This is a genomic window from Nocardia speluncae NBRC 108251 (assembly GCF_001613245.1).
In the GTDB taxonomy this organism is placed as follows: Bacteria; Actinomycetota; Actinomycetes; order Mycobacteriales; family Mycobacteriaceae; genus Nocardia; species Nocardia speluncae.
Genome location: NZ_BDBZ01000053.1, coordinates 1 through 23,810 on the forward strand (window position 1 = coordinate 1; position 23,810 = coordinate 23,810).

21 protein-coding genes are annotated in these 23,810 nt (G+C 68.0%); 14 read left to right on the top strand and 7 right to left on the bottom strand.

Annotated features, from left to right (window positions below):
* From NS6_RS33350 to NS6_RS33360, 3 genes are all read left to right on the top strand, one after another.
* Positions 1-2,144, top strand: a 2,144-nt coding sequence (locus NS6_RS33350; protein WP_157113099.1) for a thioesterase domain-containing protein, incomplete at its 5' end; no start/stop codon positions are given.
* Between the two features lie 321 nt (positions 2,145-2,465).
* Entirely contained in the window at positions 2,466-3,002 is a 537-nt protein-coding gene (locus NS6_RS33355; RefSeq protein WP_068050353.1) for a potassium channel family protein, read from the top strand.
* 9 nt (positions 3,003-3,011) lie between these two features.
* The gene (locus NS6_RS33360) at positions 3,012-3,878 is read left to right on the top strand and encodes an Fpg/Nei family DNA glycosylase (RefSeq protein ID WP_068050325.1); all 867 of its coding nucleotides are present in this window, start codon (positions 3,012-3,014) and stop codon (positions 3,876-3,878) included.
* A 256-nt stretch (positions 3,879-4,134) separates the two neighbouring features.
* Here NS6_RS33360 and NS6_RS33365 read toward each other — a convergent pair whose 3' ends face one another.
* From NS6_RS33365 to cobF, 4 genes are read right to left on the bottom strand one after another with little or no spacing between them, the layout of a single operon-like run.
* Positions 4,135-6,027 (bottom strand): carboxylesterase/lipase family protein, encoded by a 1,893-nt coding sequence (locus tag NS6_RS33365; RefSeq protein WP_068050327.1) that lies wholly within the window; start codon positions 6,025-6,027, stop codon positions 4,135-4,137.
* Positions 6,024-7,499, bottom strand: a complete 1,476-nt coding sequence (locus tag NS6_RS33370; protein WP_068050329.1) for a dihydrolipoyl dehydrogenase family protein — start codon at positions 7,497-7,499, stop codon at positions 6,024-6,026. The genes NS6_RS33365 and NS6_RS33370 overlap by 4 nt, the downstream gene beginning before the upstream one ends.
* A 10-nt stretch (positions 7,500-7,509) precedes the next feature.
* Positions 7,510-7,755 (bottom strand): DUF2630 family protein, encoded by a 246-nt coding sequence (locus NS6_RS33375; protein WP_068050331.1) that lies wholly within the window; start codon positions 7,753-7,755, stop codon positions 7,510-7,512.
* A 37-nt stretch (positions 7,756-7,792) separates the two neighbouring features.
* On the bottom strand, positions 7,793-8,533 hold the full coding sequence (gene cobF, locus NS6_RS33380; protein WP_068050355.1) for a precorrin-6A synthase (deacetylating): 741 nt from the start codon (positions 8,531-8,533) through the stop codon (positions 7,793-7,795).
* A gap of 303 nt (positions 8,534-8,836) precedes the next feature.
* Between cobF and NS6_RS33385 the strand changes: the two genes are divergently transcribed.
* The 8 genes from NS6_RS33385 to NS6_RS33420 all read left to right on the top strand — a co-directional run bounded on the left by NS6_RS33385 (position 8,837) and on the right by NS6_RS33420 (position 15,850).
* The gene (locus tag NS6_RS33385) at positions 8,837-9,676 is read left to right on the top strand and encodes a thymidylate synthase (RefSeq protein WP_068050333.1); all 840 of its coding nucleotides are present in this window, start codon (positions 8,837-8,839) and stop codon (positions 9,674-9,676) included.
* The gene (locus NS6_RS33390; protein WP_068050335.1) at positions 9,673-10,170 is read left to right on the top strand and encodes a dihydrofolate reductase; all 498 of its coding nucleotides are present in this window, start codon (positions 9,673-9,675) and stop codon (positions 10,168-10,170) included. The genes NS6_RS33385 and NS6_RS33390 overlap by 4 nt, the downstream gene beginning before the upstream one ends.
* Before the next feature lie 186 nt (positions 10,171-10,356).
* Positions 10,357-10,683 (top strand): cupin domain-containing protein, encoded by a 327-nt coding sequence (locus tag NS6_RS33395; protein ID WP_068050337.1) that lies wholly within the window; start codon positions 10,357-10,359, stop codon positions 10,681-10,683.
* A 51-nt stretch (positions 10,684-10,734) separates the two neighbouring features.
* Complete coding sequence (locus tag NS6_RS33400) at positions 10,735-11,787, top strand: Dyp-type peroxidase (RefSeq protein WP_068050339.1); 1,053 nt, start codon at positions 10,735-10,737, stop codon at positions 11,785-11,787.
* Positions 11,784-12,581 carry a family 1 encapsulin nanocompartment shell protein gene (locus NS6_RS33405; protein WP_068050341.1) on the top strand — a complete coding sequence of 266 codons (798 nt, stop codon included), beginning with the start codon at positions 11,784-11,786 and terminating at the stop codon, positions 12,579-12,581. The genes NS6_RS33400 and NS6_RS33405 overlap by 4 nt, the downstream gene beginning before the upstream one ends.
* 84 nt (positions 12,582-12,665) lie before the next feature.
* Complete coding sequence (locus NS6_RS33410) at positions 12,666-13,196, top strand: hypothetical protein (RefSeq protein WP_068050343.1); 531 nt, start codon at positions 12,666-12,668, stop codon at positions 13,194-13,196.
* Between the two features lie 107 nt (positions 13,197-13,303).
* The gene (locus tag NS6_RS33415) at positions 13,304-14,428 is read left to right on the top strand and encodes a lipase family protein (protein ID WP_245669605.1); all 1,125 of its coding nucleotides are present in this window, start codon (positions 13,304-13,306) and stop codon (positions 14,426-14,428) included.
* A 63-nt stretch (positions 14,429-14,491) separates the two neighbouring features.
* A complete protein-coding gene (locus NS6_RS33420) occupies positions 14,492-15,850 on the top strand; it encodes a hypothetical protein (RefSeq protein WP_068050345.1) in 1,359 nt (452 codons plus the stop codon).
* Positions 15,851-15,968: 118 nt separating this feature from the next.
* Here NS6_RS33420 and pgi read toward each other — a convergent pair whose 3' ends face one another.
* Complete coding sequence (pgi, locus tag NS6_RS33425; protein ID WP_068050347.1) at positions 15,969-17,606, bottom strand: glucose-6-phosphate isomerase; 1,638 nt, start codon at positions 17,604-17,606, stop codon at positions 15,969-15,971.
* A 107-nt stretch (positions 17,607-17,713) separates the two neighbouring features.
* Between pgi and NS6_RS33430 the strand changes: the two genes are divergently transcribed.
* Complete coding sequence (locus NS6_RS33430) at positions 17,714-19,168, top strand: NAD-dependent succinate-semialdehyde dehydrogenase (RefSeq protein WP_068050349.1); 1,455 nt, start codon at positions 17,714-17,716, stop codon at positions 19,166-19,168.
* A gap of 93 nt (positions 19,169-19,261) precedes the next feature.
* Here the strand turns inward: NS6_RS33430 and NS6_RS33435 are convergent, their stop codons facing one another.
* Complete coding sequence (locus tag NS6_RS33435) at positions 19,262-19,573, bottom strand: chorismate mutase (RefSeq protein WP_068050359.1); 312 nt, start codon at positions 19,571-19,573, stop codon at positions 19,262-19,264.
* Between the two features lie 326 nt (positions 19,574-19,899).
* Between NS6_RS33435 and pcrA the strand changes: the two genes are divergently transcribed.
* Both pcrA and NS6_RS33445 read left to right on the top strand, forming a co-directional pair.
* Positions 19,900-22,605, top strand: coding sequence for a DNA helicase PcrA (gene pcrA / locus NS6_RS33440; protein WP_245669606.1), 2,706 nt, complete (start codon positions 19,900-19,902; stop codon positions 22,603-22,605).
* Between the two features lie 32 nt (positions 22,606-22,637).
* Entirely contained in the window at positions 22,638-23,063 is a 426-nt protein-coding gene (locus tag NS6_RS33445; RefSeq protein WP_068050351.1) for a hypothetical protein, read from the top strand.
* Between the two features lie 75 nt (positions 23,064-23,138).
* On the opposite strand, the gene NS6_RS33450 is transcribed toward NS6_RS33445, so the two are convergent.
* A partial coding sequence (locus tag NS6_RS33450; RefSeq protein ID WP_157113100.1) for a M23 family metallopeptidase occupies positions 23,139-23,810 on the bottom strand: 672 nt, incomplete at its 5' end.

Sequence of the window (23,810 nt, forward strand, 5' to 3'; positions counted from 1 at the left end):
TCAGCCATGCGGGTCTGGCGAATTTCAGTGCCGAGCAGGTGGAGCGGTACCGGTTGACCTCGGCGTCGCGGGCGTTGGCGTTCGCGTCTCCGTCGTTCGACGCGTCGATTCTGGAACTGTTGCTGGCGATCGGTTCGGCAGGTGCGCTGGTTGTGGTGCCGACGGGTACTTACGGTGGCACGGAGCTGGGCGAGCTGATCTCCCGTGAAGGTGTGACGGTCGGTCTGATCACGCCGTCGGTGCTGGCTTCGCTGGATCCTGCGGACCTCGCGGGTATGGAAGTGATCATTGCCGGTGGTGAAGCCATTTCGGCGGATCTGGTGGCCAAGTGGACCACCACGCCCGAGATCGGGTCGGGGCGGCACGAAAACAGGCCCGAGCCTTCCACAGGTGCGGTCGAACGGCTGCCGGACCGGGTGCAGCGCCGGTTCCACAACGCCTACGGCCCGACCGAAGCGACCATTGCGACCAATATCAGTGGCCCGTTGCTTCCGGGTGACCGGATCACCATCGGTGGTCCGGTGCGGGGTATGCGTGCGCTGGTACTCGATGACCGGTTGAATCCCGTGCCCGAGGGAGTGGCCGGGGAACTGTATGTCGGTGGTATCCAGCTGGCGCGCGGCTACCATGCCCGGCCGGGCTTGACTGCCGAGCGCTTTGTCGCCGACCCGTACGGTGAGCCCGGATCCCGCCTGTACCGAACCGGTGACGTGGTGCGCTGGCGGCGTGACGCCGCGGGTGATCCGGCGGTGGAGTACGTGGGCCGTAACGATTTCCAGGTGAAGGTGCGTGGTTTCCGTATCGAGCTCGGTGAGATCGACGCCGGGCTCACCGCGCACGACAGCGTGGACTTCGCGGTCACCACGGGCCACGAGAACGCTGCGGGCACGGTATCGCTCGTGTCGTACGTGGTTGCCGTACCCGGTCGTTCGATAGACGTCACCGAGTTGCGCGAGTACGTCGGGCAGCGGTTGCCATCGCATATGGTGCCGTCGTCGATCATGGTGCTCGACGCGATCCCGCTGACCCCGGCCGGCAAGCTGAACCGCCGGGCTCTGCCGGAACCGGTGTTCGCCGGCGAAGCAGATTTCCGCGCTCCCCGCAGCCCGCTGGAACACACGGTTGCCGCGGTCTTCGCCGACGTCCTGGACGTGGAGCGGGTCGGCGTGGACGATTCGTTCTTCGCGCTCGGCGGTAACTCACTGCTCGCAACCAAGGTCGCGGCCCGGCTCGGTACCGAGACCGGTATCGATATCAGCGTGCAGTGGTTGTTCACCGACGCGACCGTCGGCGGTCTCGCCGCACGGCTCGCCGAACCTGCCGGAGCCGAAGCACTGGCCGAAGCGGCACTGCAGGTGGTCCTGCCCATCCGGGAAACCGGTTCCGCGACCCCGATTTTCGCCATCCATGCCAGGGATGGACTGGCCTGGAGCTTCACCGGGCTGGCCCGGCTGCTGCCGGACGAGCAGCCGATCTACGGTCTCCAGTCGCCGGCGTACTCCGACGCCGGCTACGCCCCGGCCTCGCTTGCCGAGATCGCGGACCGCTACCTGTCCGAGATCCGGCGCATCCAGCCCACCGGCCCGTACCGTCTCCTGGGCTGGTCGCTGGGCGGTGTCGTGGCCCACGCCGTCGCCACCGCATTGCAGGCGGCCGGGGAACACGTCGAAATGCTGGCGCTGCTGGACAGCCATCCCGGCGTCGACCCGGGCGTTTTCGAGACGATCCTGCGTGCCGCGCTGGTGGAGCAGGGCATCCTCACCGAGGACACCGACCGGACCGTCGGCGAACTCGGCGACGCGGAACTGGCGCGCCTGCACGAATTGATCCCCCCGGAGCTACTGCGGCTCCCGGCGGACCGGCTCCGTGCGGTGTACCGGACCGCGGCCCGCTCTGCGGAATTGATCGCCGGCCACGATCCAGGGATCTACCAGGGCGTCGTCGACTTCTTCCGGGCGGATGTACCCACCCCCGGCGCGCCACAGGATGGGCCCCGCGCCGGCGACTGGCGACCGTACGTCTCGGGCGAGGTCGCCGAATACGCGGTCCCGGCGACACACGAGGAGATGACGACCGCCGAAGCTCTGACCGTTATCGCACCACACCTGCTGGCCCGGCTCGGCATCACGTCCGGCCAGGAGTAACGACCCACGACAACGCGCTCGGCCGCGTCGGCCCGAGCCCAGGTACGCGATCCGAGCAGGTGGCAGACCGTGCCGCCTGCTCGGCCGGCCGGATCGGAATACTTCGGGGCGTCGGTCGGCGATGCGGTCTCGGCTGCCGGCCGGGATACATCTCGTCCGATCGGGCAGTCCCCAAAGGCTGGAATTCTGGCAGCGTGCGGCGGGTAGCGATGGTTGCGAAATCGGCTGTGCCCGAGTGCGCGGCGGATCAGGCCTCGATGGCCGGGGTGTTGTTTCGGCGTGCCGCCCGGTGAATACCCGATGACGGCCGATCATGACCGCATGGCTTCTCGACGGATCAGCGGCTCCGCGCATCTGTGGCGTAACGCGGGCACCGTGATGTGTGGTCTGTTGTTCTACTACTTCGTTCCGGTGGGATTCGATTTCCCCGGCCACTGGCCCACGCGGGTGGTAACCCTGGTCGCGTTCGTCGTCGGTGTGGCCGGGCTGGCGTGGCTCGCCAACCGGCGCATCGGGCAGTTCCTGGCGGCGAGCCGCGATACCGCCCATCGGGTCGACGGTCTGCTGTATCTGGTCTGTCTGGTGGTGCTGTTCTTCGCGCTCTTCTACTACGTGCTCGAAATGCGCGACCCCGGTCAGTTCTCCGATTTGCGTACCCGCAGCGATGCGCTCTACTTCACCGTCGCGACCCTGGGAACCGTCGGTTTCGGCGATATCCACGCCGCCGGTCAGGCGGCGCGGATCGCCACCACCGTGCAGATGGCGTTCGATCTGGTGGTGGTCGGCACCCTGATCGCGGTGACGAGTACCGGGATCACCCGGCGTTTGGACGCCGCGAATGACACCGAGCCCCGGTAACCTGGTTGCGTGCCCGAACTACCGGAAGTGGAGGCGCTGGCGCAGTTCCTGCGGGAGCATGCGGTCGGTGCGGTGGTGGGGCGGATCGATGTGGCGGCCCTGAGCGCCATCAAAACCTTCGACCCGCCGGTGACGGCGCTTTCCGGCCGGGATGTCACCGGTGCCGGTCGGTGGGGGAAGTTTCTCGGAATGGATTGCGGCGGGTTATGGCTGATCACCCACCTGTCCCGGGCGGGATGGTTGCGCTGGGCCGACAACCCGAGCGCGAGCCCGCCGAAACCCGGCCGCGGGCCGCTGGCGTTGCGGGTACATTTCTTCACCCCGGAGGGGGCCACACCCGCTTTCGACCTCACCGAGGCCGGCACCAGGAAGCGGCTGGCGGTCTACATCGTGCACGATCCGGCGGAAGTCCCCGGTATCGCGCGACTCGGGCCGGATGCGCTTGCTGTCACCGAACCCGAGTTCGCCGCGATCCTGGGGGCGGCGTCGGGCCGGATCAAGAACGTGCTGGTCGACCAGACCGTGCTCGCCGGGATCGGCAACGCCTACTCCGACGAAATACTGCACACCGCCCGGATCTCCCCGTTCGCTACCGCGAAAACCATGCCTGCCGCCAAGATGTCCGCGCTCTACGACGCCTTGCGGGCGGTGCTCACCGATGCGGTCGCCCGGTCGGTAGGGCAGGATGCGGCGCGGCTCAAGGGGGAGAAACGTTCGGGTATGCGGGTGCACGGCCGCACCGGTATGCCCTGTCCGGTATGCGGGGATACGGTCCGTGAGGTCTCGTTCACCGACCGGTCGTTCCAGTACTGCCCCACCTGCCAGACCGGTGGGAAGATTCTCGCCGATCGCCGGATGTCGCGGTTGCTGAAGTAGGTACGCACCGGCCGCCTGTTCTGGTACAGCCGATTCGGGTCTCGATAAACGGTCCGCACCGCAGACCGAGCCCGCGACCCGTCCGGGATCGGCCGGCCCGTCGCCGCCGTCCTGTCTCGCAACCGATCGAGAACTCGACGATCTTCCTCGGGCTTGCATGGCACAGCAGTAGCTGTTCGTCGGCATCATCGCATTGACGACGGCGCTCTATGCCCGGTCAGTGGCCGCGAGCACGACCAGCGGGAGCGTCGACCGGTCAGTCGCCGGAGTTCCGGCCGGAAGCATCCGGCGACGCCGCTCGCCCGGACTTCGTGGCCGGATCCGCTGCGTCCCGCCCGGCTTCGGTAACGGGTTTCCCGCCGCTGTCGGGTCCGGAGTTGCCGGAACCGGCGTCGGTGCCGGGCGGTTCGATGCTTTCGGTCAGCTTCTTTGTGACTGTGGTCGCCACTTCGGCCGGGGTTCCCGCCGCGTTCTCCGGGGTGATCTTTCCCAGCAGCGATCCGTCGCCGCCGGCCTCGTTCGCCGCCGCACTCTCGGTGAGGGCGCCCACAGTCTTTGCGGTGGTGTCGTGCGGTACCAATCGAGGCGCGCGGACCCCTGCCCAGAGCTTGCGCTGGGCACTGTCGGGATCGTTGTCCACCCGGCCGGGATCGTCGATGATCAGCGTGCTGCGATCTGCTTCGGTGTAGCGCGGCCATACCGGTAGAGGTTCGCCGGTGCGGGCGAAGTTCAGCCAGTTGTCCTGTATCCGGCGGGTCACCGCGAGCAGGCCGCGACGACTTCCGCCGATGGTCAGCGCCCGGCTCCACGGCTCGTAGACGGCGCCGAAGGTGGGCAGCAGATCGGTCGCGTGGGTCGCGCCCAGTTTGTACATCCGCAGCAGCCGGGGCGCGAAATCGTAACGGTAGGCGTAGGTGGGGCTGTGCCGGCTGTGTCCCTCCATCACCTCCAGCGAGGGGCGCCAGAAGAAGTAGTCGCCGCCCGCGCGGATGGCCGCCGCTTCACCGGGGAAACCGGGATAGGTGTAGAACACCTGGGGATAGTGGTCCGGCCCGGCAAGCGAGAGCGCCCGCTTGAGCCGCTCGGGCCGGGTGGGCAGAGAATCGGTGAACCGGTTGAACAGGGCACCCTCGTTGCGGCAGGTGCCGATGATCAGCGGAACCCGATGGGTGTGCCCCTCGGCGAACGCATCGATGGGGGTGCGCGGCAGCAGATCCCCATCGGCCACCGGCGCCGCCGGGAAGAACCCGGGGAATTCGGCCATGGCTGCATTGGATGCCCGGTTGAAGGCGCGCCGTATATCGTGCGGATCCACTTCGCGCAGCAGCCGGTTCGCGTCTTGCGGCGCGATCGAGAGTTCGGCCAGGACCCGGTGGGCGAACTCACTCGCTTCGGCTATCGTCAGACCCCAATCCGCGGGCGGGCTCTGGGCGATACCGCGGTGGAACAGCCCGGCGGCGGACGGGGTGGCCAGCAGGCTGAGTACGGCGTGCGCGCCCGCCGATTCGCCGAAAATCGTCACATTGCCGGGATCACCGCCGAATTCGGCGATATTGGTCTGCACCCAGCGCAGCGCCGCGATCTGGTCCCGGAGGCCGAGATTCGAGTCGTACGGACTGTCCGGGGTGGAGAACTCGGAGAAGTCGGCGTACCCGAACGCTCCGAGCCGGTAGTTGATCGACACCATGACCACGTCGCCGTCCGCTGCCAGCTGTACCCCGGCGTAGAGGCGCAGCGCCGAGGTGCCGAACAGGTTGCCGCCGCCGTGGATGAACACCATCACCGGCCGCGGGCGCACGGCGGGAGCGGCGGGGGCCACGACATTGAGTGTCAGTGAATCCTCGCTCATCTCCTGCAGCTTGCGCGGTCCGATACGGACACCGAAGCCGGGCTGGATCCCCGCCGCCCGGAAGTAGGTGGCGTCGCGGATATCGGTCCACGGCTGTACCGGCTGTGGAGCGCGGAACCGCAGGTCGCCGACGGGCGGCGCGGCGTAGGGCAGCGATCGCCAGTACCGTACCCGGCGGCCCCGGCCACCACGGACGACGCCGTCAGCGGTCGTGACCTGTTCGGTTACGTGCCCGCCGGATATCGGCGCGCCCCCGTCGCCGATGTGTTCCGCTGCCGGCTCCGGGACTGACTCGCTCATGTGGCCGATGGTAACGACGACCGGTCGGTCTCCAACAGTCGTAACCAGAATTCGCTCACCGCGGGGAACGTCGGCACCGCGTGCCACAGCGCCTCCAATGGAACCCGCCCGGCGACCGCGATCGTCGCGGCATGCAATTGTTCCCCGATATCGGGACCTACGAAGGTGGCGCCGAGCAGGGTATCGGTGGTGTTGTCCACAACCAGCGTGGCGTGGCCGCTGTAGTCGTCGCGCGTCAGCGCAGAACCCGCGACCTCGATATCCGATTCCACCGTGCGGATATCGTGACCGGCACGGCGGGCGGCATCGGCAGTGAGGCCGACGGCGGCGACTTCGGGATCGGTGAAGACGACTTGGGGTACAGCGTGGTGGTCGGCGCCGGCGCGATACCGCGGATTGGTCAGCGACCGGCCCTCGGCCCGGGCCGCGATCACATCGCCGCATACGCGGGCCTGGTACTTGCCCATATGGGTGAGTGCGGCACGATGGTTGATATCGCCGACGGCGTACAGCCATTCACCGGATACCCCGGTGGCGGTCAGCTGATCGTCCACCTCGACGTAACCCGCTGCCAGCCCGACCGTTTCCAGCCCGAGGCCGTCGCTGTTCGGGGTGCGGCCGGTGGCCACCACGATTTCATCGGCGAGCACGGTGGACTCCCCGCCGGGCCCCGCGGCATACACCGTGACCGGTCCGCCGTGGGTCCTGCCTGCCCCGTGGTTCGCCGCCGCCGAGCGCCGGACCCGTTGGGGGCTGGTGCCGAACCGGATATCGACGCCGCGGGCGATGAGAGCCTCGGCCACCCGTTCCCCGGCGAACTGCTCGACACCGGCGAGCAGCCGGTTTCCGCGAACCAGGACGGTGACCTCGGCGCCGAGTGCCGACAACCAGGTCGCCGCCTCGCAGGCCACCACGCCGCCACCGATCACCACGACCCGTTTCGGGATCTCGCGCAGATTGGTCACATCGCGTGAGGTCCAGGGCAGGGCCTCACGCAGCCCGGGGATATCGGGCACCGCGGCCCGAGTGCCGGTCGCGAGCACCACGGCCAGGCGCGCGCGGAGTTCGTGTTCGCCGATCCGGATCGTGCGCTCGCCGGCGAGCCGGCCGGCGCCGCGGATCACATCGATACCTTGCTGCGCGGCCCACTCGAGCTGGCTCGAATCGTCGTGGTCACCGTCGCGGGCATGGACGAATTCGTCGCGCCGGCGCAATACCGCAGCCACATCGGGCCCCCGGGCCTCGACCCCGGGCAGACCGCGTACAGAGCTCAGTACATGAGCCGGCCGCAGCAGCGCTTTACTCGGGATACAGGCCCAGTACGAGCATTCGCCGCCGACTCGTTCGCGTTCCACGATGGCCGCGGTGCGGTCGCTGCCCGCGATCGCATAGGCGGCGGCATTCTCACCGGCCGGTCCGCCACCCACCACGATGACATCGTATTCCTTTGCTGCGGAATCTATCCCGGTCACCGTGGCCGGCCTACTGTAGGTATCCCTCGACCTGTCCCGGCGGTCGTGGCCGGGCCTCGTCGGGGGATGCGTCGCGATCGATACTGGCCCGTCGCTGCCGGAGCAGATCCCAGCACTGATCGAGCATGACCTCCACCTCGGCCAGCCGACGCCGCTCCACGTCGGGATCGAGCTCCCCGCGGGAGGCCCGCGACCGCAGGTCGTGCTCGTGATCGACCAGTTCCTTGATCCGCCCGAGTATGTCCTGTTCGGTCATGGGAGACCATGCTACGACCCGTGGGCCGATTACCAGCTCATTCAGCGGGTCGCAGCAGATAGATATCCATGATCCAGCCCTTGTGCGCCCGCAACTCCGCGCGACGACGCACGATTTCCGCGCCGATGTCGCCGACCCGGCCGTGGATCAGCGTTTCGTCCGGCATTCCGAGGTAGGCGCCCCACCAGATGTAGGTATCGCCCGGGACGGAGGTGAACGCGCAGTCGGCGTCGAGCATGACCACCGTCGACCCGGTGCCCAGCCCCTCGTCCCGCAACCGGCGCCCGGTGGTGATGTGCACCGGTTCGCCGATCCGGTGCAGGACGATCCGATGCCGGGCCGCGAGGGCGTGCACGCTGGTCACGCCGGGAATCACGGTGTAATCGAAGGTCAGCGTGCCGCGCGCCAGCACCCGCTCCACCATGCGCAGAGTGCTGTCGTAGAGCGCCGGATCGCCCCACACCAGGATGCCCCCCACACCCTCGGTCCCGGCGAACGCCTCCTCGAGCAGCAGCGAACGGCGTTCGTGCCAGTCGAGCACTGTTGCGTTGTAGTCGGCCGGGGTGCGGTCGCGCGGCGGGTCGGGGATCTCGACGATCCGGTGGGGAGCAGCGGCGTGCTCGTCGAGGATCGCGGCGCGCACATCCACGAGCTGCTGTTTCTCGGCGCCCTTGCCCATGACGAAGAAGGCATCGACCTCCCGCAGGGCCTTGACGGCCGCCATCGTCACCTGGTCGGGGTCACCGGCGCCGATACCGATCACATACAGCTTCCGCATGGGGTCAGCTTGGCAGGCCGGGGGCGGCGGTCGTGCGGGCGGCATCCGGACGCGGTATTCGTGGCGGCCGACCTGATCGCGTGCCGGTCGCTGTTGCGCCGGTCCGCTCGCGTTGTCGTGTGCGCCCCGGGCGGTCATCATCATCTCGATGTTCGCCCGCGCACCATGGGCACCGACCGGTGCTCGTTACCGGGGCGGGCGCTGCGGCCATTGCGTGGTCGCGCGCGAGCGGGGAGTGCGGGTGCGCGCGGGCGGGGGAGTTAAGCTCGGCCCGTGGCGAGCGCAACGAACAGTACGGCGGGTATGGCCGGTGCGAGCGTGGAGAGCACCCGAGAAGCGGACCGCACTCCGGACACCCAGTACGAGGACCTCCTGCGGCGGGTGCTGGATTCGGGAACCGCCAAGGCGGACCGCACCGGCACCGGGACTCGCAGCGTGTTCGGGCATCAGCTCCGCTACGACCTCTCGGCCGGTTTCCCACTGATCACCACCAAAAAAGTCCACCTCAAATCGATCGTGTACGAGCTGCTGTGGTTCCTGCGCGGGGATTCCAATGTGACATGGCTGCAGGAGCACGGCGTCAGCATCTGGGACGAATGGGCCGACGCCGACGGTGAGCTGGGGCCGGTCTACGGCGTGCAGTGGCGGTCCTGGCCGGCACCCGACGGCCGCCATATCGACCAGATCGCGCAGGTACTGCACACTCTGCGGACCGACCCGGACTCCCGGCGCATGCTCGTCTCGGCCTGGAATGTGGCCGAACTCGACCGGATGGCGCTGGCACCCTGCCATGCCCTGTTCCAGTTCTATGTTGCCGGCGGCCGGTTGTCCTGCCAGCTGTACCAGCGCAGCGCCGACCTTTTCCTCGGGGTGCCGTTCAATATCGCGAGCTACGCCCTGCTCACGGTGATGGTCGCCCAGCAGGCGGGGCTCGAGCCCGGCGATTTCATCTGGACCGGCGGTGACTGCCATGTCTACGACAACCACCGCGAACAGGTCACCGAACAGCTGGCCCGCAGCCCCTACCCGTTCCCGCAGCTCGAACTCACCCCGGCCGGGTCGCTGTTCGACTACCGGTACGAGGACGTGCGGATACTGGACTACCGGCATCACCCGGCGATCAAGGCTCCGGTGGCGGTATGACAGCGCCCGGCCGGACCATCGGCATGATCTGGGCGCAGACGCCCGACGGAGTGATCGGTGTGGACAACACCATCCCGTGGCGGGTGCCCGAGGATATGGCGCTCTTCCGGCAGACGACCGCCGGTCACCCTGTGGTGATGGGCCGGCGGACCTGGGAATCACTACCGGAGCGTTTCCGCCCACTGCCCGGCCGCCGCAATATCGTGGTGACCCGGCAGGCGGATTGGTCGGCCGCGGGTGCCGAAACCGCCGGGTCCGTCCCGGCCGCCCTCGACCTGGCTGCTCCCGCGGCCACCTGGGTGATGGGCGGTGGCGAGATCTACCGCGCGGCCCTGCCGTATGCGACCGAACTCCGGATCACCGAGGTGGACACCGAGGTGCGCGGGGATGCCTACGCCCCCGAACTCGGGCCCGAATGGCATTCGGACGATTCGCAGGAGTGGCTGGAATCGTCCGCCGGCCTGCACTACCGAAGCCGGCGTTTCACCCGCTGACAGGCCGTATCGCTGGCGGACAGCAGCCGAGGATGCACCCCGGGCACTCCGGAGCATGCCGCTCAGCGGCAAAAGGAGCACAGTCGGCGGGAAACACCGGAATGCCGGGTACCGGTCGGGCATACTCGGCGATACGACCCGTGATCATCAGCCCGGTCGCGGGTACGCGGAGGCGAAAGGCGGTCGATGGACAAGAAATCGCTGACAGCGGTGGCCCGGCAGCAGCTCAAGACGGCGGCGACCACCACCAGTGGCCGCAGTTCCCAGACGATTTACGGCGGGCATGCCAATTCGTTGCGGCAGACGGTCGTCGGATTGTGCGCCGGCCAGTCGCTGGCCGAACACGACAACCAGGGCGAGGCCACCCTGCTGGTGCTCTCCGGAACCCTCACCCTGAACAGCGGCGACAACAAGTGGAAAGGGTCGTCCGGCGATCTGCTGGTGGTGCCGAAGGCCCGGCACAGTGTGCTGGCGATCGACGATGTGGCCTTCTTGCTGACTGTGGCCAAGTAGCCACCGGGATTGTGCGGGACCGGGGGTAGGTCGCCGGTAGTGTGATCGCCTATGGGGCAGCCGCAGCCGATACTCGAACCACTCACCCCGGCCGCACATTTCCTCGTCGCCACTATCGAACCCGGTGGTGAGGCGGCGGTGCGGGATCTGCTGGCCGAGCTACCGGGTCTGCGGCGGGCAATCGGCTTCCGGCTGCCGGGTGCCGGGCTCGGGTGCATCACCGGGATCGGGTCGGCGGCATGGGACCGGCTGTTCGGCGGCCCCCGCCCGGCCGAACTACACGAATTCCCCGGATACGACGGCCCGTTGCACCATGCCCCCGCGACCCCGGGTGATTTGCTGTTCCATATCCGTGCCCAGGCGCACGACGCCTGTTTCGAATTGGCGATGGCCATCGGCGACCGGTTGGCCGGAGTGGGCGTGATCGTCGACGAAACCGTCGGCTTCCGCTATTTCGAACAGCGCGATCTGCTGGGGTTCGTCGACGGCACCGAGAACCCGGAGGGCGCGCTACCGGATTCTGCGGCCGGTGCGGCCGCCCTCATCGGTGTCGGCGATCCGGACTTCACCGGCGGCAGCTATGTGATCGTGCAGAAGTATCTGCACGATCTGCCGGCCTGGCGGGCCCTGCCGGTACAGGAGCAGGAGCGGGTCATCGGCCGCACCAAACTCGAGGATTTCGAATTCGACGATGCGGATAAACCCCCGGATTCGCATATCGCGGTGAATCAGGTGATCGAGCCCGACGGTACCGAGCGAGAGATCCTGCGCGCGAATATGCCCTTCGGCAGTATCCGCGACGGCGAATTCGGCACCTATTTCGTCGGCTACTCGGCCACACCCCGGACCACTGAGATCATGCTCGATCGTATGTTCCTCGGCACCGACGAGGCCACCCACGACCGGATCCTGGATTTCTCGACCGCCGTCACCGGCACCCTGTTCTTCGTTCCGCCGCAAACCTTCTTCGACGATCTGCCCGCTCCGGCGGTGGCGGAAACCGCGGCGGAGCCGGTCGGGGACCCGGCGGCGCCGCCGGGTCCGGCGGCGGGCGCGGACGGTTCACTCGGTATCGGCACTTTGAAAAGGAGCAGCAACGTATGAACAACCTGCATCGTGAGCTCGCGCCGATCACGGGCGCGGCCTGGGCGGCTATCGAAGAGGAGTCCGCGCGGACCTTCAAACGGCATAACGCCGGTCGCCGGGTGGTAGACCTGTCCGGCCCGCACGGCACCGACTACTCGGCGCGCGGTCTCGGCCGCACCACGCCGATCGCCGCGCCGAAAGAAGGGGTCGTGGCCCGGCAGCGGGTGGTCGCGCCGCTGGTGGAGTTGCGGGTGCCGTTCACGCTGTCGCGGGAGGAACTCGACAACGTCGAGCGTGGCGCCCAGGACACCGACCTGGACCCGGTCAAGGACGCCGCCCGCAAGATCGCGTTCGCCGAGGACCGGGCGGTCTTCGAGGGCTACGCCGCGGCCGGGATCACCGGAATCCGGGCGGCCTCGTCGAACCGGGTGATCGCATTACCCGACGACGTGTTCGGGGTCCCCGAGGTGATCGCCCTGGCAGTGAGCCAGCTGCGGCTGGCCGGTGTCGACGGGCCGTATTCGGTGCTGCTCAGCGCCGACCTGTACACCAAGGTCAGCGAGACGTCCAACCACGGCCATCCGCTGCGCACCCATCTGGAACGCCTCGTACCCGACGGGGAGATCATCTGGGCGCCCGCCATCGACGGGGCCTTCGTGCTCACCACCCGCGGCGGGGATTTCGACCTCGTCCTCGGCCAGGACCTGTCCATCGGCTATCTCGGCCATGATGCCGAAACCGTCGAGCTGTATTTCCAGCAGAGCATGACGTTCCAGGTCAATTCCGCCGAGGCTGCCGTCGCCCTGCACTGAGCGGGTGCCGTGACGCCCGCTCCGGGGCGGCCGATCCGGTACCGTGTGGCCGGCAACACGTGTTCTCAGGTGAGTGGAGTCGGTATGCACAGGGTGCACGCGGGGGTGGTGCCCACGGGGCGGGTGCTGGGCTACGCTCTGGCGGGGACGGCTGTCGTGGCGGCCGTGACGGTGCCGACGGTGCTGCTGTTCGGGGCAGATCGCGTCTTCACCGGGCTGGTGCTCGGGGCGCTGCTCGCCGTGGCGGCCCTGTTCGCCCTGTTCAAGCGAGATACCGTCGTTCTGACCGAGTACGCGATCCACCGGCGTACCCCCTGGTCGGTGACAAGTATCGAGTGGGACCGGGTGGTCGCCGGACGGTTCGGTCTGGACGAACGGTCGCGGTGGTCGCTCGCGCTGGATCTGACCGAGGGTGAGGAATTGCACAGGGAGCTGGTTCTGCTGTCCATTCCGCCGGTCTCCGGACCGGTTTCCGGCGCCTATGACCTGCGGAAACGGGAGCAAATCACCGAAATTCGGAATATGTTGCGGCACAAGAGGATTCCCGTTACCGTACTGCCCGATATCGCCGGTGCCCTGGAAAAATACTGGCAGATCGCACCGCCGGTCCGCTGAACGCGGGACACGCCCGGGCCACCGGCGCGAATATGCCACTGGATGCGCAAGGTGTCCGAATTGCTGCGATCATGTACTGGGCCGCCGTGAGATAGAGGAGAGGGCTGGTGCGCGTAGTCCGGACAATCGTGGGGGTACTGACATCGGTCGCGGCGTTGTGCGCCGGACTGCCGGTCGTCGCCCATGCGGATTCGGCCTGGCACCCCGGGCTCCTGCTCTCGGCCGAACCACTCGGCCGCGAATGGGGCGGGCTCGACGAGGTCCATCGCATCGGTTACGTCACCACAGGCCCCGGCGGGAGACTCGTCGCCGCGGAAGCCGTGGTGCGGATCCCGGACGGCCCTACCCCGGATGGTGGCCGGCGGGTCATCGCCTGGGATCACGGGACCTCGGGGGTGGGCCAGCAGTGCGGGCTGACCGGCTCTCCCGAGCTGGAGCAGGAGACGGGCCCGGTGGTGCGCCGGTTCAACGACGCAGGCTATGCGGTGGTCGCGCCCGACTACATAGGTTTGAGCCCGGGTTCCTCGGGTCCGCACCCGTACCTGCAGACCGCCACCGCCGCCACCGCCACGATCGATGCGGTACGCGCCACCCGCAGCGCCTTCGCCGAACTCTCCGCCGAGTGGGGGGTCGCGGGATTCTCGCAAGGCGGTCACGCCGCGCTCGGCACCGGCCGGTACGCCGAGGAGTACGCGCCCGAACTCGATTTCCACGGCACCGTGGCCCTGTCACCGGTCAGCAATATGGAGACCGTTTTCCTTCGCTCCCGCCCGGACCAGCCCGAGATGCCGGGCTTCCCGGGCCGCGCCGTCACCATGGTGCTGGCCGGTATGGCCGGTGCCGGTGTGGACATCGACGACTACCTCACCCCCGCCGGGCGGAATTTCGTCGGTGAACTCGGTACCGAGTGCAATTCCGGTGCCGCCGAAATGCTGGCGGATGCGGAGATCGGCACCATGTTGCAGCGGCCGCTCAACGATCCCGACTTCGCGCCGGTGATGCGCGACTATATGAGCGTGCCGGTCAGCGGCTACCAGGACCCGATCCTGGTCGTCCACGGCGCCTACGACACCGTCGTCCCGCTGCCGTTCACCCTCGCCCTCACCGGCCAGTTCCTGATGAACGGAACCCAGCATCAACTCCGTATCCTCGAGGCCGGTCACGATGTACCCCAGCAGGGCGGGGTGGATTACGCCCTCGACTTCTTCGCCCGGGAACTTCCGCCCGGCTGAGCCCGGCCGGTCGTCACGACGCGCCCGCAGGTCCGTGGCTCGACCGGAGGCTAGCCTGAGCTGATGCGCCGGCTGAGCGTTATCGACGGTATTTTCCTGCGAACCCATCAGGGTATGGGCACCCCCATCGCGCTCCAGGGGCTGTGGCGTACGGCGGACCTGGTGGATCCCGCCCGGCTCGACGGGTTGCACGACGCCCTGCGGGTGGGCCCGCTCGGCCGCCGGGTCGTTCGATCCGGGGTTCCCGGCGCCCGGGACCGCTGGCAGGTCAGTACTCGTGCCCACCCGCTCGATATGGCGTCGGCACCACTTGGTGTGGACGAGATCCTGCCCTGGGCAGACGGACGGGGGGCGGGCCTGGATCCACGAGTGGGCCCCGGCTGGCGCCTGGCGGCGGCGCCGCTCATCGACGGCGGCACGGTCGTCGCCCTCACCTGTTCACATGTCCTCGCCGACGCCCGGGGGCTGGTAATCGCCGCTGAGGTAGCGCTTGCGACGGCCGGAAACGGAACGAACCCGGAACCCGGGCCGACCCGCGGCAACCGCGCGGGCGGCACTGCACAGCCGGCCGGCGATCCGGAGTCGGACTGGGCCGATGCCGCCGAAACCTGTGCCACGGTCCTTACCGGCACCGCTCGTGCCGCGCGAACCGCGCTCCGGCAGGCACGTGCCGTGGAGCGTTTTCGACTCCGGTGGCGGCCGCGCGCAATGCCGGCAGCGACGCGGTCGCGTGAGATACCGGCAGGGGTGGACGGTGAGGGTGTCGTACCCACCGGCCTACCGGTGCCGGCGCTCGTGGTGCGGTGCTCCGGCCGGGAGTGGGACCGGGTAGCGGCGGCGAGCGGCGGTACACCGAACAGCTTGTTCATCTGGTTCGTGGCGAACACGCTGTGGTCCACCGGGTTTCCCGAACGGGGGATCGTGGCCAGCCTGCCGGTGGACACCCGCGACGAACCCCGGATCGACAACGAGCTCGCTATGACCGAGATCGTCGTCGCGCCCGGTGACGATCCCGGTGAGCTCCGTGCGAAAAGCCGCGCGGCCTACGAACGCCGGATATCGAGCCCCGGCGGACTACCGGAAGAATTCCTGCATCTCGTCCCGGATCGGGTGGCGTATCTGCTGTCCCGGGGTGCCGGGGAGCGCGACATCCTGTGCTCGAATATCGGCCCGATACCGGCGCCGCTGCACGCCCTCGGCCCGCATGAGTGCACGGGCGTCGCCGCCCGCGCCATCCATCCCGGGCTGACCTACGTGCGCCGCCCGCGGACCCGGTTGTCCGGCTACCTCTGCCTGTTCCGTGGCGACTATCTGCTGACGCTGGCGAGTCTCGATCCCGCGCGGGTACCCGATGCCGCCGAACTCCACCGATACATCGCGGACACCGCGCGGCGTATCGGCCTTCCGGTGGTGCCATGGTGAGGGACCATCATTCCCGAACACCGCCGCCCTGTACCCGGATCTGCGGGGGCCGGTCGAGGTGAAACTGCGGGCCGTTCCCCGGCCGGTGCGTAACGGCATCCGCCGCCGTAGGACGAGGTCAGCGGTTGTCGCGGTACCAGCGGATCAGATTGTCGGTCGAGGAATCACCCTGCGGCGCAGGATCTTCGGCCGAGGTGAGCTGCGGTGCCAGCTCCAGCGCCTGCTGTTTACCGAGTTCCACACCCCACTGGTCGAAACTGTCGATACCCCAGATCACTCCCGCCACGAACACTTGATGCTCGTATAGCGCGATCAGTTGCCCGAGCACCGCGGGCGTCAACTGCGGCGCCAGGATCGTCGTACTCGGACGGTTCCCGGGCATCACCTTGTGCGGCACCAGTTCCGGGGGTGTGCCTTCCGCGGCGATCTCCTCGGCGGTTTTCCCGAACGCGAGTACCTTGGTTTGCGCGAACAGGTTGCTCATCAGGATGTCGTGCATACTGCCGGTGCCGTCGCGGGTGGGCAGATCGTCGGTCGGCCGGGCGAACCCGATGAAATCGGCGGGAATGAGCCGGGTGCCCTGGTGCAGCAGTTGATAGAACGCGTGCTGACCGTTGGTTCCCGGTTCGCCCCAGAAGATCTCACCGGTGGCCGTGGTCACCGGGGTGCCGTCGGCGCGCACCGATTTCCCGTTCGACTCCATGGTGAGCTGCTGCAGATAGGCCGGGAAACGGGCCAGATCGTTCGAATAGGGGAGTACCGCACGGGATTGGGCGCCGAAGAAATTCGAGTACCACACACCCAGCAGTGCCAGCAGCATCGGCGCATTGGTTTCCGGCGACGCCGTCGCGAAATGGCGGTCCATGGTGTGCATACCGGCCAGGAACTCGGCGAACCGATCCGGACCCACCGTGACCATCACCGACAGCCCGATGGCCGAATCCACCGAGTACCGGCCGCCGACCCAATCCCAGAATCCGAACATATTGGCCGTATCGATCCCGAATTCGGCCACCCGCTCGGCATTCGTGGAAACCGCCACGAAGTGTTTCGCCACCGCGTCCGCGCCCAGCGCGCCGGTAAGCCAGCGGCGGGCCGCCGTCGCGTTGGTCAGGGTCTCCAGGGTGGAAAAGGTTTTCGAGGCAACGATGAACAGGGTGGTGGCCGGGTCCAGGCCGGCCAGTTTCGACACCAGATCGGCCGGATCGACATTCGATACGAAACGGGCGTCGATCCCGGCGTCCGCATAGTGCCGCAGCGCCTGATGCACCATCACCGGACCGAGATCCGAACCGCCGATACCGATATTGACCACGGTGTGGATCCGTTCCCCGGTGGCGCCGCGCCACTGCCCGGAACGGACGGCGCCGGCGAAACCGCGCATGCGGTCGAGCACCTCGTGCACCGCGGCAGCGGCATCCTCGCCATCTATGGTCACCGAACTGCCCGGCGGTAGCCGCAATGCCGTATGCCCGACCGCGCGATCCTCAGAGGTGTTGATATGCCGGCCTTGCAGCATCCGGTCCCGCTGCGCCGCTACCCCGGCTTCGTCCGCCAAATCGACCAGCAGGCGCAAGGTTTCCCGGGTGATCCGGTGCTTGCTGTAGTCGATCAGCAGATCACCGGCGGTTATTCTCAGGTCACGGCCCCGCGCCGGATCCTCGGCGAACACGTCCCTGAGCCGAAGGGCGGCGATCGCTTCGTGATGATCCTGCAATTTCCGCCATGCCGCCGATGCGGTGATGTCGAGGCTCACACCAGCCGAGCGTACAAGCTCTGCCGATGACGCGCCGGAAGTGGCGCCGAAAACACTGTCTTCGCGAGCCAGGGATATTCGGCCGTATGCGACCTAGGCTGAGGCGTATGGCCTCAGAAACCGACGTACTCGATTCCGTACCGAAGCAGCTGTGGATCGGCGGCCCGGTCGATGCCACCGGTGGCGGCACGTTCGCGGTGCACAACCCCGCGGACGGGGAAGTGATCGCCGAGGTCGCTGACGCCACCCCCGAGGACGCGGTGCGCGCGCTGGACGCCGCTGCGGCGGCCCAGGCGGATTGGGCGGCGACTCCGGCGCGGGAGCGGGGCGAGATCCTGCGGGCGGTGTTCGAGCGGATCACCGCGCGGGCGGAGGACTTCGCGATGCTGATGACCCTGGAGATGGGCAAGGCGCTTCCGGAGAGCCGTAACGAGGTGCGTTACGGCTCCGAGTTCTTCCGCTGGTTCAGTGAGGAGGCGGCCCGGATCAACGGCCGCTATCTGCACGCCCCGTCGGGAACCGGCCGGATTCTGGTGCATAAACAGCCGGTCGGGCCGTGCCTGGCAATCACACCGTGGAACTTCCCGCTCGCCATGGGCACCCGCAAGATCGGTCCGGCCCTCGCCGCGGGCTGCACCATGATCGTGAAACCGGCGTCGGCGACCCCGCTCACCATGCTGTTGCTGGCGAAACTCTGCGCCGAGGCGGGATTGCCCGAGGGGGTGCTGTCGGTGATCACCTCCCGGCGCTCCGGTGCGGTGACCCAGCCGCTGCTCGACGACCCTCGGCTGCGCAAACTCACCTTCACCGGGTCCACCGAGGTGGGCCGGTCGCTGGTCGAGAAATCCGCGCACGGCCTGCTGCGTACCTCGATGGAGCTCGGCGGGAATGCGCCGTTCGTGGTGTTCGACGATGCCGATATCGACGCCGCCGTCCAGGGGGCCATGCTGGCGAAACTGCGCAACGGCGGGGAGGCGTGCACGGCGGCGAACCGGTTCCACGTGCAGCGGGGGGTGCTGGCCGAGTTCACCGACAAATTCGCCGCGGCCATGACCGAACAGGTCCGGATGGGACCCGGTACCGATCCGGACACCACACTGGGCCCGCTGATCAACTCCGAACAGCTCGCCATGGTCTCCGAGCTGGTCGACGACGCGGTGTCGGCCGGTGCGACCGTGCGCCTGGGCGGTAAGGCGCCGAGTGGACCGGGCTGGTTCTATCCGGCGACCATCCTGACCGATATCCCCGGCGGCGCACGGATCCTGCGCGAGGAGGTATTCGGCCCGGTCGCCCCGATCGTCGCCTTCGATACCGAGGACGAGGGGCTGGCCGCCGCCAACGACACCGAATACGGGCTGGTCAGCTACATCTACACGCGGGATCTCGACCGGGCACTGCGGGTCGCGGAAGGCTTGGAGAGCGGCATGGTGGGAGTGAACCGCGGTGTCATCTCGGATCCCGCCGCGCCCTTCGGTGGTGTGAAGGCCTCCGGATTCGGCCGGGAGGGCGGTATCGAGGGGATCGAGGAGTATTTGTCCACGAAGTACATCGCGATGACCTGAGCCGCGATATACGACCGCCCCGGGGCGTCTACACCCGGGGCGGTTCGCGGCAGTGCGGCGGTCTGCGGGCCGCCGCGTGTGGTTTCTGGTGGTCTACCGGCCGAGCCGGCCGCGACCGAGCCGCAGCAGCAGCATCGCCAGCGTATGACCTTCCTGCCCCAGCTCACTGAAGCGTTCCAGCACCTTCATCTCCCGGCTGTGCACCAGCCGGGTGCCGCCGGAGGCCATCCGGGTGCGGCCGATAACACGGGAGATCTCGGTCCGGCGTTTGATCGCCGTCAGGATCTCCGCGTCGAGCTGGTCGATCTCCTTACGAAGCTTCTCGATCTCGGCTTCGGTCCGAGGGAGCTCCGATTCCGTGCCGGTTGTCGAATCCGACCCGGTCGCCGTGGCGGGTGTGCTCATCATTCATCTCCTCGTGTCAGAACCTGGATCGCCGTCGCACCGCTTCGCGTTACCGGTCCAGAGTTCCTTCACCGTGAAACAGACCCGGTGGGTCTGGTAGTCCCGTTAACCCCCTACCTGCCCCTTCCGGCCTCAGGTGCCCGGGCTGTGGTCCCGCTGTGCACACAGCCGGAGCGGTTGTTTCACAAAAGGGCAAACCATTCTGCCAGTTTGCCACGCCCCGCAGGGTCTGCAAAGTCAAGATTGCCTTCCCGGCGCCGGGAACGGCCTGCGTTTTCGTCCGAGTGTTCGATCGAGTCGGGGCGTAGCGGTAGCGTGAACTACCGATGGACACCACGGCTGCAACTCGTTCGGATTCGCATTCCCGCCCTCAGCGCTCGGCTGCCGGTCGCTCGGGTTCCGGCGCGGACGAGCACGGTCCGGACGCGCCGACGCTACCCGGTTTGGAGACGGCGGGCGCCGCGCCGCGTCCGCCGGTGTCCGGTACCCCGGCGGGCGGCGGGGCGCAGGGCGGGCTGGCGGCGTTGCAGCGCCGGGTACAGGCCGAGCAGGTTCAGCAGCGTACCGAGTCGGCGCAGCGGCGCTCCGCGGAGCTGCTGGAAGGGCTCAACCCGCAGCAGCGTGCGGCCGTACTGCACAGCGGACCGCCCTTGTTGATCGTGGCCGGCGCGGGCTCGGGTAAGACCGCCGTGCTCACCCGCCGGATCGCGTACCTGCTGGCCGAGCGTGGGGTGACCCCCGGCCAGGTTCTGGCCATCACGTTCACCAACAAGGCTGCTGCCGAGATGCGGGAGCGGGTCATCGAGCTGGTCGGTCCACGGGCCGCGAGCATGTGGGTATCGACCTTCCACTCCAGTTGTGTGCGAATTCTGCGCACCCAGTCGGCGCTGCTGCCGGGGATGAACTCGAATTTCTCGATCTATGACGCCGATGATTCGCGCCGGCTGCTCACCATGATCGGCCGGGATCTGGAGCTGGACCCCAAGAAGTTCTCGGCGCGCATGCTGGCCACCGCCATCTCGAACCTGAAGAACGAGCTGATCGGTCCGGAGCGGGCGAGTTCGGACGCCGAATTCGAGGATGTCGAACTGCCGCGGATCGTCGCCCGCGTCTACACCGAGTACCAGCGGCGGCTGCGGGCCGCGAACGCGCTGGATTTCGACGATCTCATCGGTGAGACCGTCGGCCTGCTGCAGAAACACCCGGAGGTCGCCGAGTATTACCGCCGCCGCTTCCGGCATGTGCTGGTCGACGAATACCAGGACACCAACCATGCACAGTATGTGCTGGTCCGGGAACTGGTCGGGCACGGCGCGGCGGATCCGTCGGCGGCGACGGAAGCCGCCGATGCCGAGGCCGGGGCGGCGGCCGCCGGCGAAGCCGAGTCCCCGTCTGCGCGGTCTGTACCGCCCAGCGAACTCTGCGTGGTCGGTGACGCCGATCAGTCCATCTACGCGTTCCGCGGCGCCACCATCCGCAATATCGAGGAATTCGAACGCGATTTCCCCGATGCCGAGACCATCCTGCTGGAGCAGAACTACCGCTCCACCCAGAACATCCTGACCGCCGCCAACGCCGTGATCGCCCGCAACACCAACCGGCGCGATAAGCGGTTGTGGACCGACGCCGGTGAAGGCGAGCTGATCACCGGGTATGTCGCCGACAACGAGCACGACGAGGCCGCGTTCGTCGCCCGGGAGATCGACCGGCTGGTGGATGCGGGCGCGGCCGGCTACTCCGATATCGCCGTGTTCTACCGGACCAACAACAACTCCCGCGCGCTCGAGGAGATCTTCATCCGGATGGGGCTGCCGTACAAGGTGGTCGGCGGGGTGCGGTTCTACGAGCGCAAGGAGGTGCGCGATATCGTCGCCTACCTGCGGGTACTCGAGAATCCCGACGATGCGGTGAGCTTGCGCCGGATTCTCAACACCCCGCGCCGCGGGATCGGTGACCGCGCCGAGGCATGTGTCGCCGTGCACGCCGAACAGCGTGGTATCGGTTTTGCGGAGGCCCTGCGTGACGCCGCCGCCGGCGAGGTGGCGCTGCTGAATACCCGGGCCCGTAACGCGATCGCCGGGTTCGTCGAGCTGCTCGAGCAGATCCGGGCCGCGGGGGAAATGGACGAACTCGATTTCCCGGATGTAGGGGCGGTCGTCGAGGCCGTCCTGGACCGCACCGGCTACCGGTCGGAACTGGAGTCCTCGGACGATCCGCAGGACGGTGCACGCCTGGACAACCTCAACGAACTGGTCAGCGTGGCTCGCGAATTCAGCTCGGAGGCTCGTAACGCCGTGGAGGCCGCCCGCGCCGAAGGGTTCGTGCCGGAAGCGGGGGAGGGGGAGCCCGAACCGGGCTCGCTGGCTGCGTTCCTGGAACGGGTCTCACTGGTTGCCGATGCGGACCAGATTCCCGACGAAGGGTCGGGCATGGTGACCATGATGACCCTGCACACCGCCAAGGGCCTGGAATTCCCGGTGGTCTTCGTCACCGGGTGGGAGGACGGGCAGTTCCCGCATCTACGGGCCCTCGGCGATCCGGCCGAACTGGCCGAGGAGCGGCGGCTGGCCTACGTGGGTATCACCCGCGCACGTCGCCGCCTGTACCTGACCCGCGCAGTGGTCCGCTCGGCCTGGGGGCAGCCGGTGTTCAATCCGGAGTCCCGGTTCCTGCAGGAGGTTCCGGATCACCTCATCGACTGGCAGCGGCTCGAGCCGAAACGTTCGTCGGCGCCCACGCAGTACGGCCGCCGCCGGGATGCGGAATCCACCGAAGACGACTGGACCGGTGGTTGGCTCCGCGGCCGTGAAACGCGTCCCGGCCTGCGCGAGGGCCGTTCGGCCCGGGTCGCCCGCAACAATGTCGGGTTGGTGCTGGCGGTTGGCGACCGGGTCAGCGACGACAAGTACGGGCTGGGCAGGGTGGTCGCGGCCGACGGGGTCGGGGATATGGCCAGTGTGACGATCGATTTCGGCAGCAACGGCAAGATCCGGCTGATCCCGAAGTTCAGTCAAACGCTGACCAAGCTCTAGCCGATCCCCGGGTGCGGCGATAGGTTTCGGTCATGAAGTCTGTTGCGCAGCATCTGATGTGGTTTCTGCCGATGCTCTGGCTCGGCATGGTGCTGGCTATCTCGTTCCTGGAGACCCCGCTGAAGTTCCGCGCACCCGGGGTGACCACGGCTCTCGGCCTGGGGATCGGCCGCATCGTTTTCCGGGCGCTGAACACGGCGGAATCGGTGCTGGCAGTGGTGCTGCTGGCGGCCGCGGTGGTGCTCGGATCGCCGGGCGGGGTCTGGGTGTGGCTGGGGCTTGCCGTAGGGGTCCTGCTGGTCCAGGTGGCGGTGGTGCGGCCGCCGCTGTCGCGACGCTCCGACCGCGTGCTCGCGGGGGAGGAACTACCGCGCTCGACAGCGCACTACTGGTACATCGGCCTGGAAGTGGTCAAGGTGGTCGTTTTGATCGGGCTGGCGATCATCGTGGCACCCTGATCGGACTGCCGTTGGGCTCGCGGGGGACGAGCACGCAACATTTCCCCGGGTGGATATCACCGTGGGGAAGGCAGCTCAGTCGTTGCTTTCGGTGAGGCTGATTCCGCGGGTGGCGAGCCAGGGAATCGGGTCGACCTTATCGCTCCCGTTGAGCCACACCTCGAAATGGACGTGGGGGCCGGTGGAGAACCCCCGATTGCCCATCGTGGCGATCTGGTCGCCCGCGAGAACGTACTCGCCTATCGACACCGTGGTGGTATCGACATGGCCGTAAACGGTGATGGTTCCGTCGGCGTGCAGCACCCGGACCCACATACCGAAGCCCGCTGCGGGCCCGGCATCGATGATCTCGCCGTCGGCCACCGCATAGATCGGGGTCCCGATCGGTGCGGCGATATCCACGCCCAGATGCTGAACACCCCAGCGGGCACCGTAACCGGAGGTGAAGGACCCGGCGGCGGAGAAATGGGCGAACAGCGGCCGGTATTTGGCCTCCTCGGCCGCGGCCAGATCCTTCGCGAACTCCGCACCGTTGGCCAGCATCTCGCCGAAGCGGCTGGTGTCGAGCGGTGCCTCGCCGGTGAGCATCTGTGGTGAATGCGGATCGGCAGCCGCCGGTCCTTCGGTGGCCATCGACTGGGCGGCGATTTCATGCACCGAGCCCGCCGCCTCGTAATCGGTGGCCTGTTCCGCTTTCTGCTGCTCGCCGGGCGCGGCGGTGGCGCACTGCCCGGCCGCGACAACGGC

Coding starts and splice junctions, on each gene's coding strand:
- NS6_RS33375 (WP_068050331.1), bottom strand. CDS start 7,755: ATGACCGAACAGGACATACTCGGGCGGATCAAGGAACTGGTCGATCAC.
- pcrA (WP_245669606.1), top strand. CDS start 19,900: ATGGACACCACGGCTGCAACTCGTTCGGATTCGCATTCCCGCCCTCAG.
- NS6_RS33445 (WP_068050351.1), top strand. CDS start 22,638: ATGAAGTCTGTTGCGCAGCATCTGATGTGGTTTCTGCCGATGCTCTGG.
- NS6_RS33390 (WP_068050335.1), top strand. CDS start 9,673: ATGACAGCGCCCGGCCGGACCATCGGCATGATCTGGGCGCAGACGCCC.
- NS6_RS33405 (WP_068050341.1), top strand. CDS start 11,784: ATGAACAACCTGCATCGTGAGCTCGCGCCGATCACGGGCGCGGCCTGG.
- NS6_RS33385 (WP_068050333.1), top strand. CDS start 8,837: ATGGCCGGTGCGAGCGTGGAGAGCACCCGAGAAGCGGACCGCACTCCG.
- NS6_RS33420 (WP_068050345.1), top strand. CDS start 14,492: ATGCGCCGGCTGAGCGTTATCGACGGTATTTTCCTGCGAACCCATCAG.
- NS6_RS33430 (WP_068050349.1), top strand. CDS start 17,714: ATGGCCTCAGAAACCGACGTACTCGATTCCGTACCGAAGCAGCTGTGG.
- NS6_RS33365 (WP_068050327.1), bottom strand. CDS start 6,027: ATGAGCGAGTCAGTCCCGGAGCCGGCAGCGGAACACATCGGCGACGGG.
- cobF (WP_068050355.1), bottom strand. CDS start 8,533: ATGCGGAAGCTGTATGTGATCGGTATCGGCGCCGGTGACCCCGACCAG.
- NS6_RS33400 (WP_068050339.1), top strand. CDS start 10,735: ATGGGGCAGCCGCAGCCGATACTCGAACCACTCACCCCGGCCGCACAT.
- NS6_RS33355 (WP_068050353.1), top strand. CDS start 2,466: ATGGCTTCTCGACGGATCAGCGGCTCCGCGCATCTGTGGCGTAACGCG.
- NS6_RS33410 (WP_068050343.1), top strand. CDS start 12,666: ATGCACAGGGTGCACGCGGGGGTGGTGCCCACGGGGCGGGTGCTGGGC.
- NS6_RS33435 (WP_068050359.1), bottom strand. CDS start 19,573: ATGAGCACACCCGCCACGGCGACCGGGTCGGATTCGACAACCGGCACG.
- NS6_RS33395 (WP_068050337.1), top strand. CDS start 10,357: ATGGACAAGAAATCGCTGACAGCGGTGGCCCGGCAGCAGCTCAAGACG.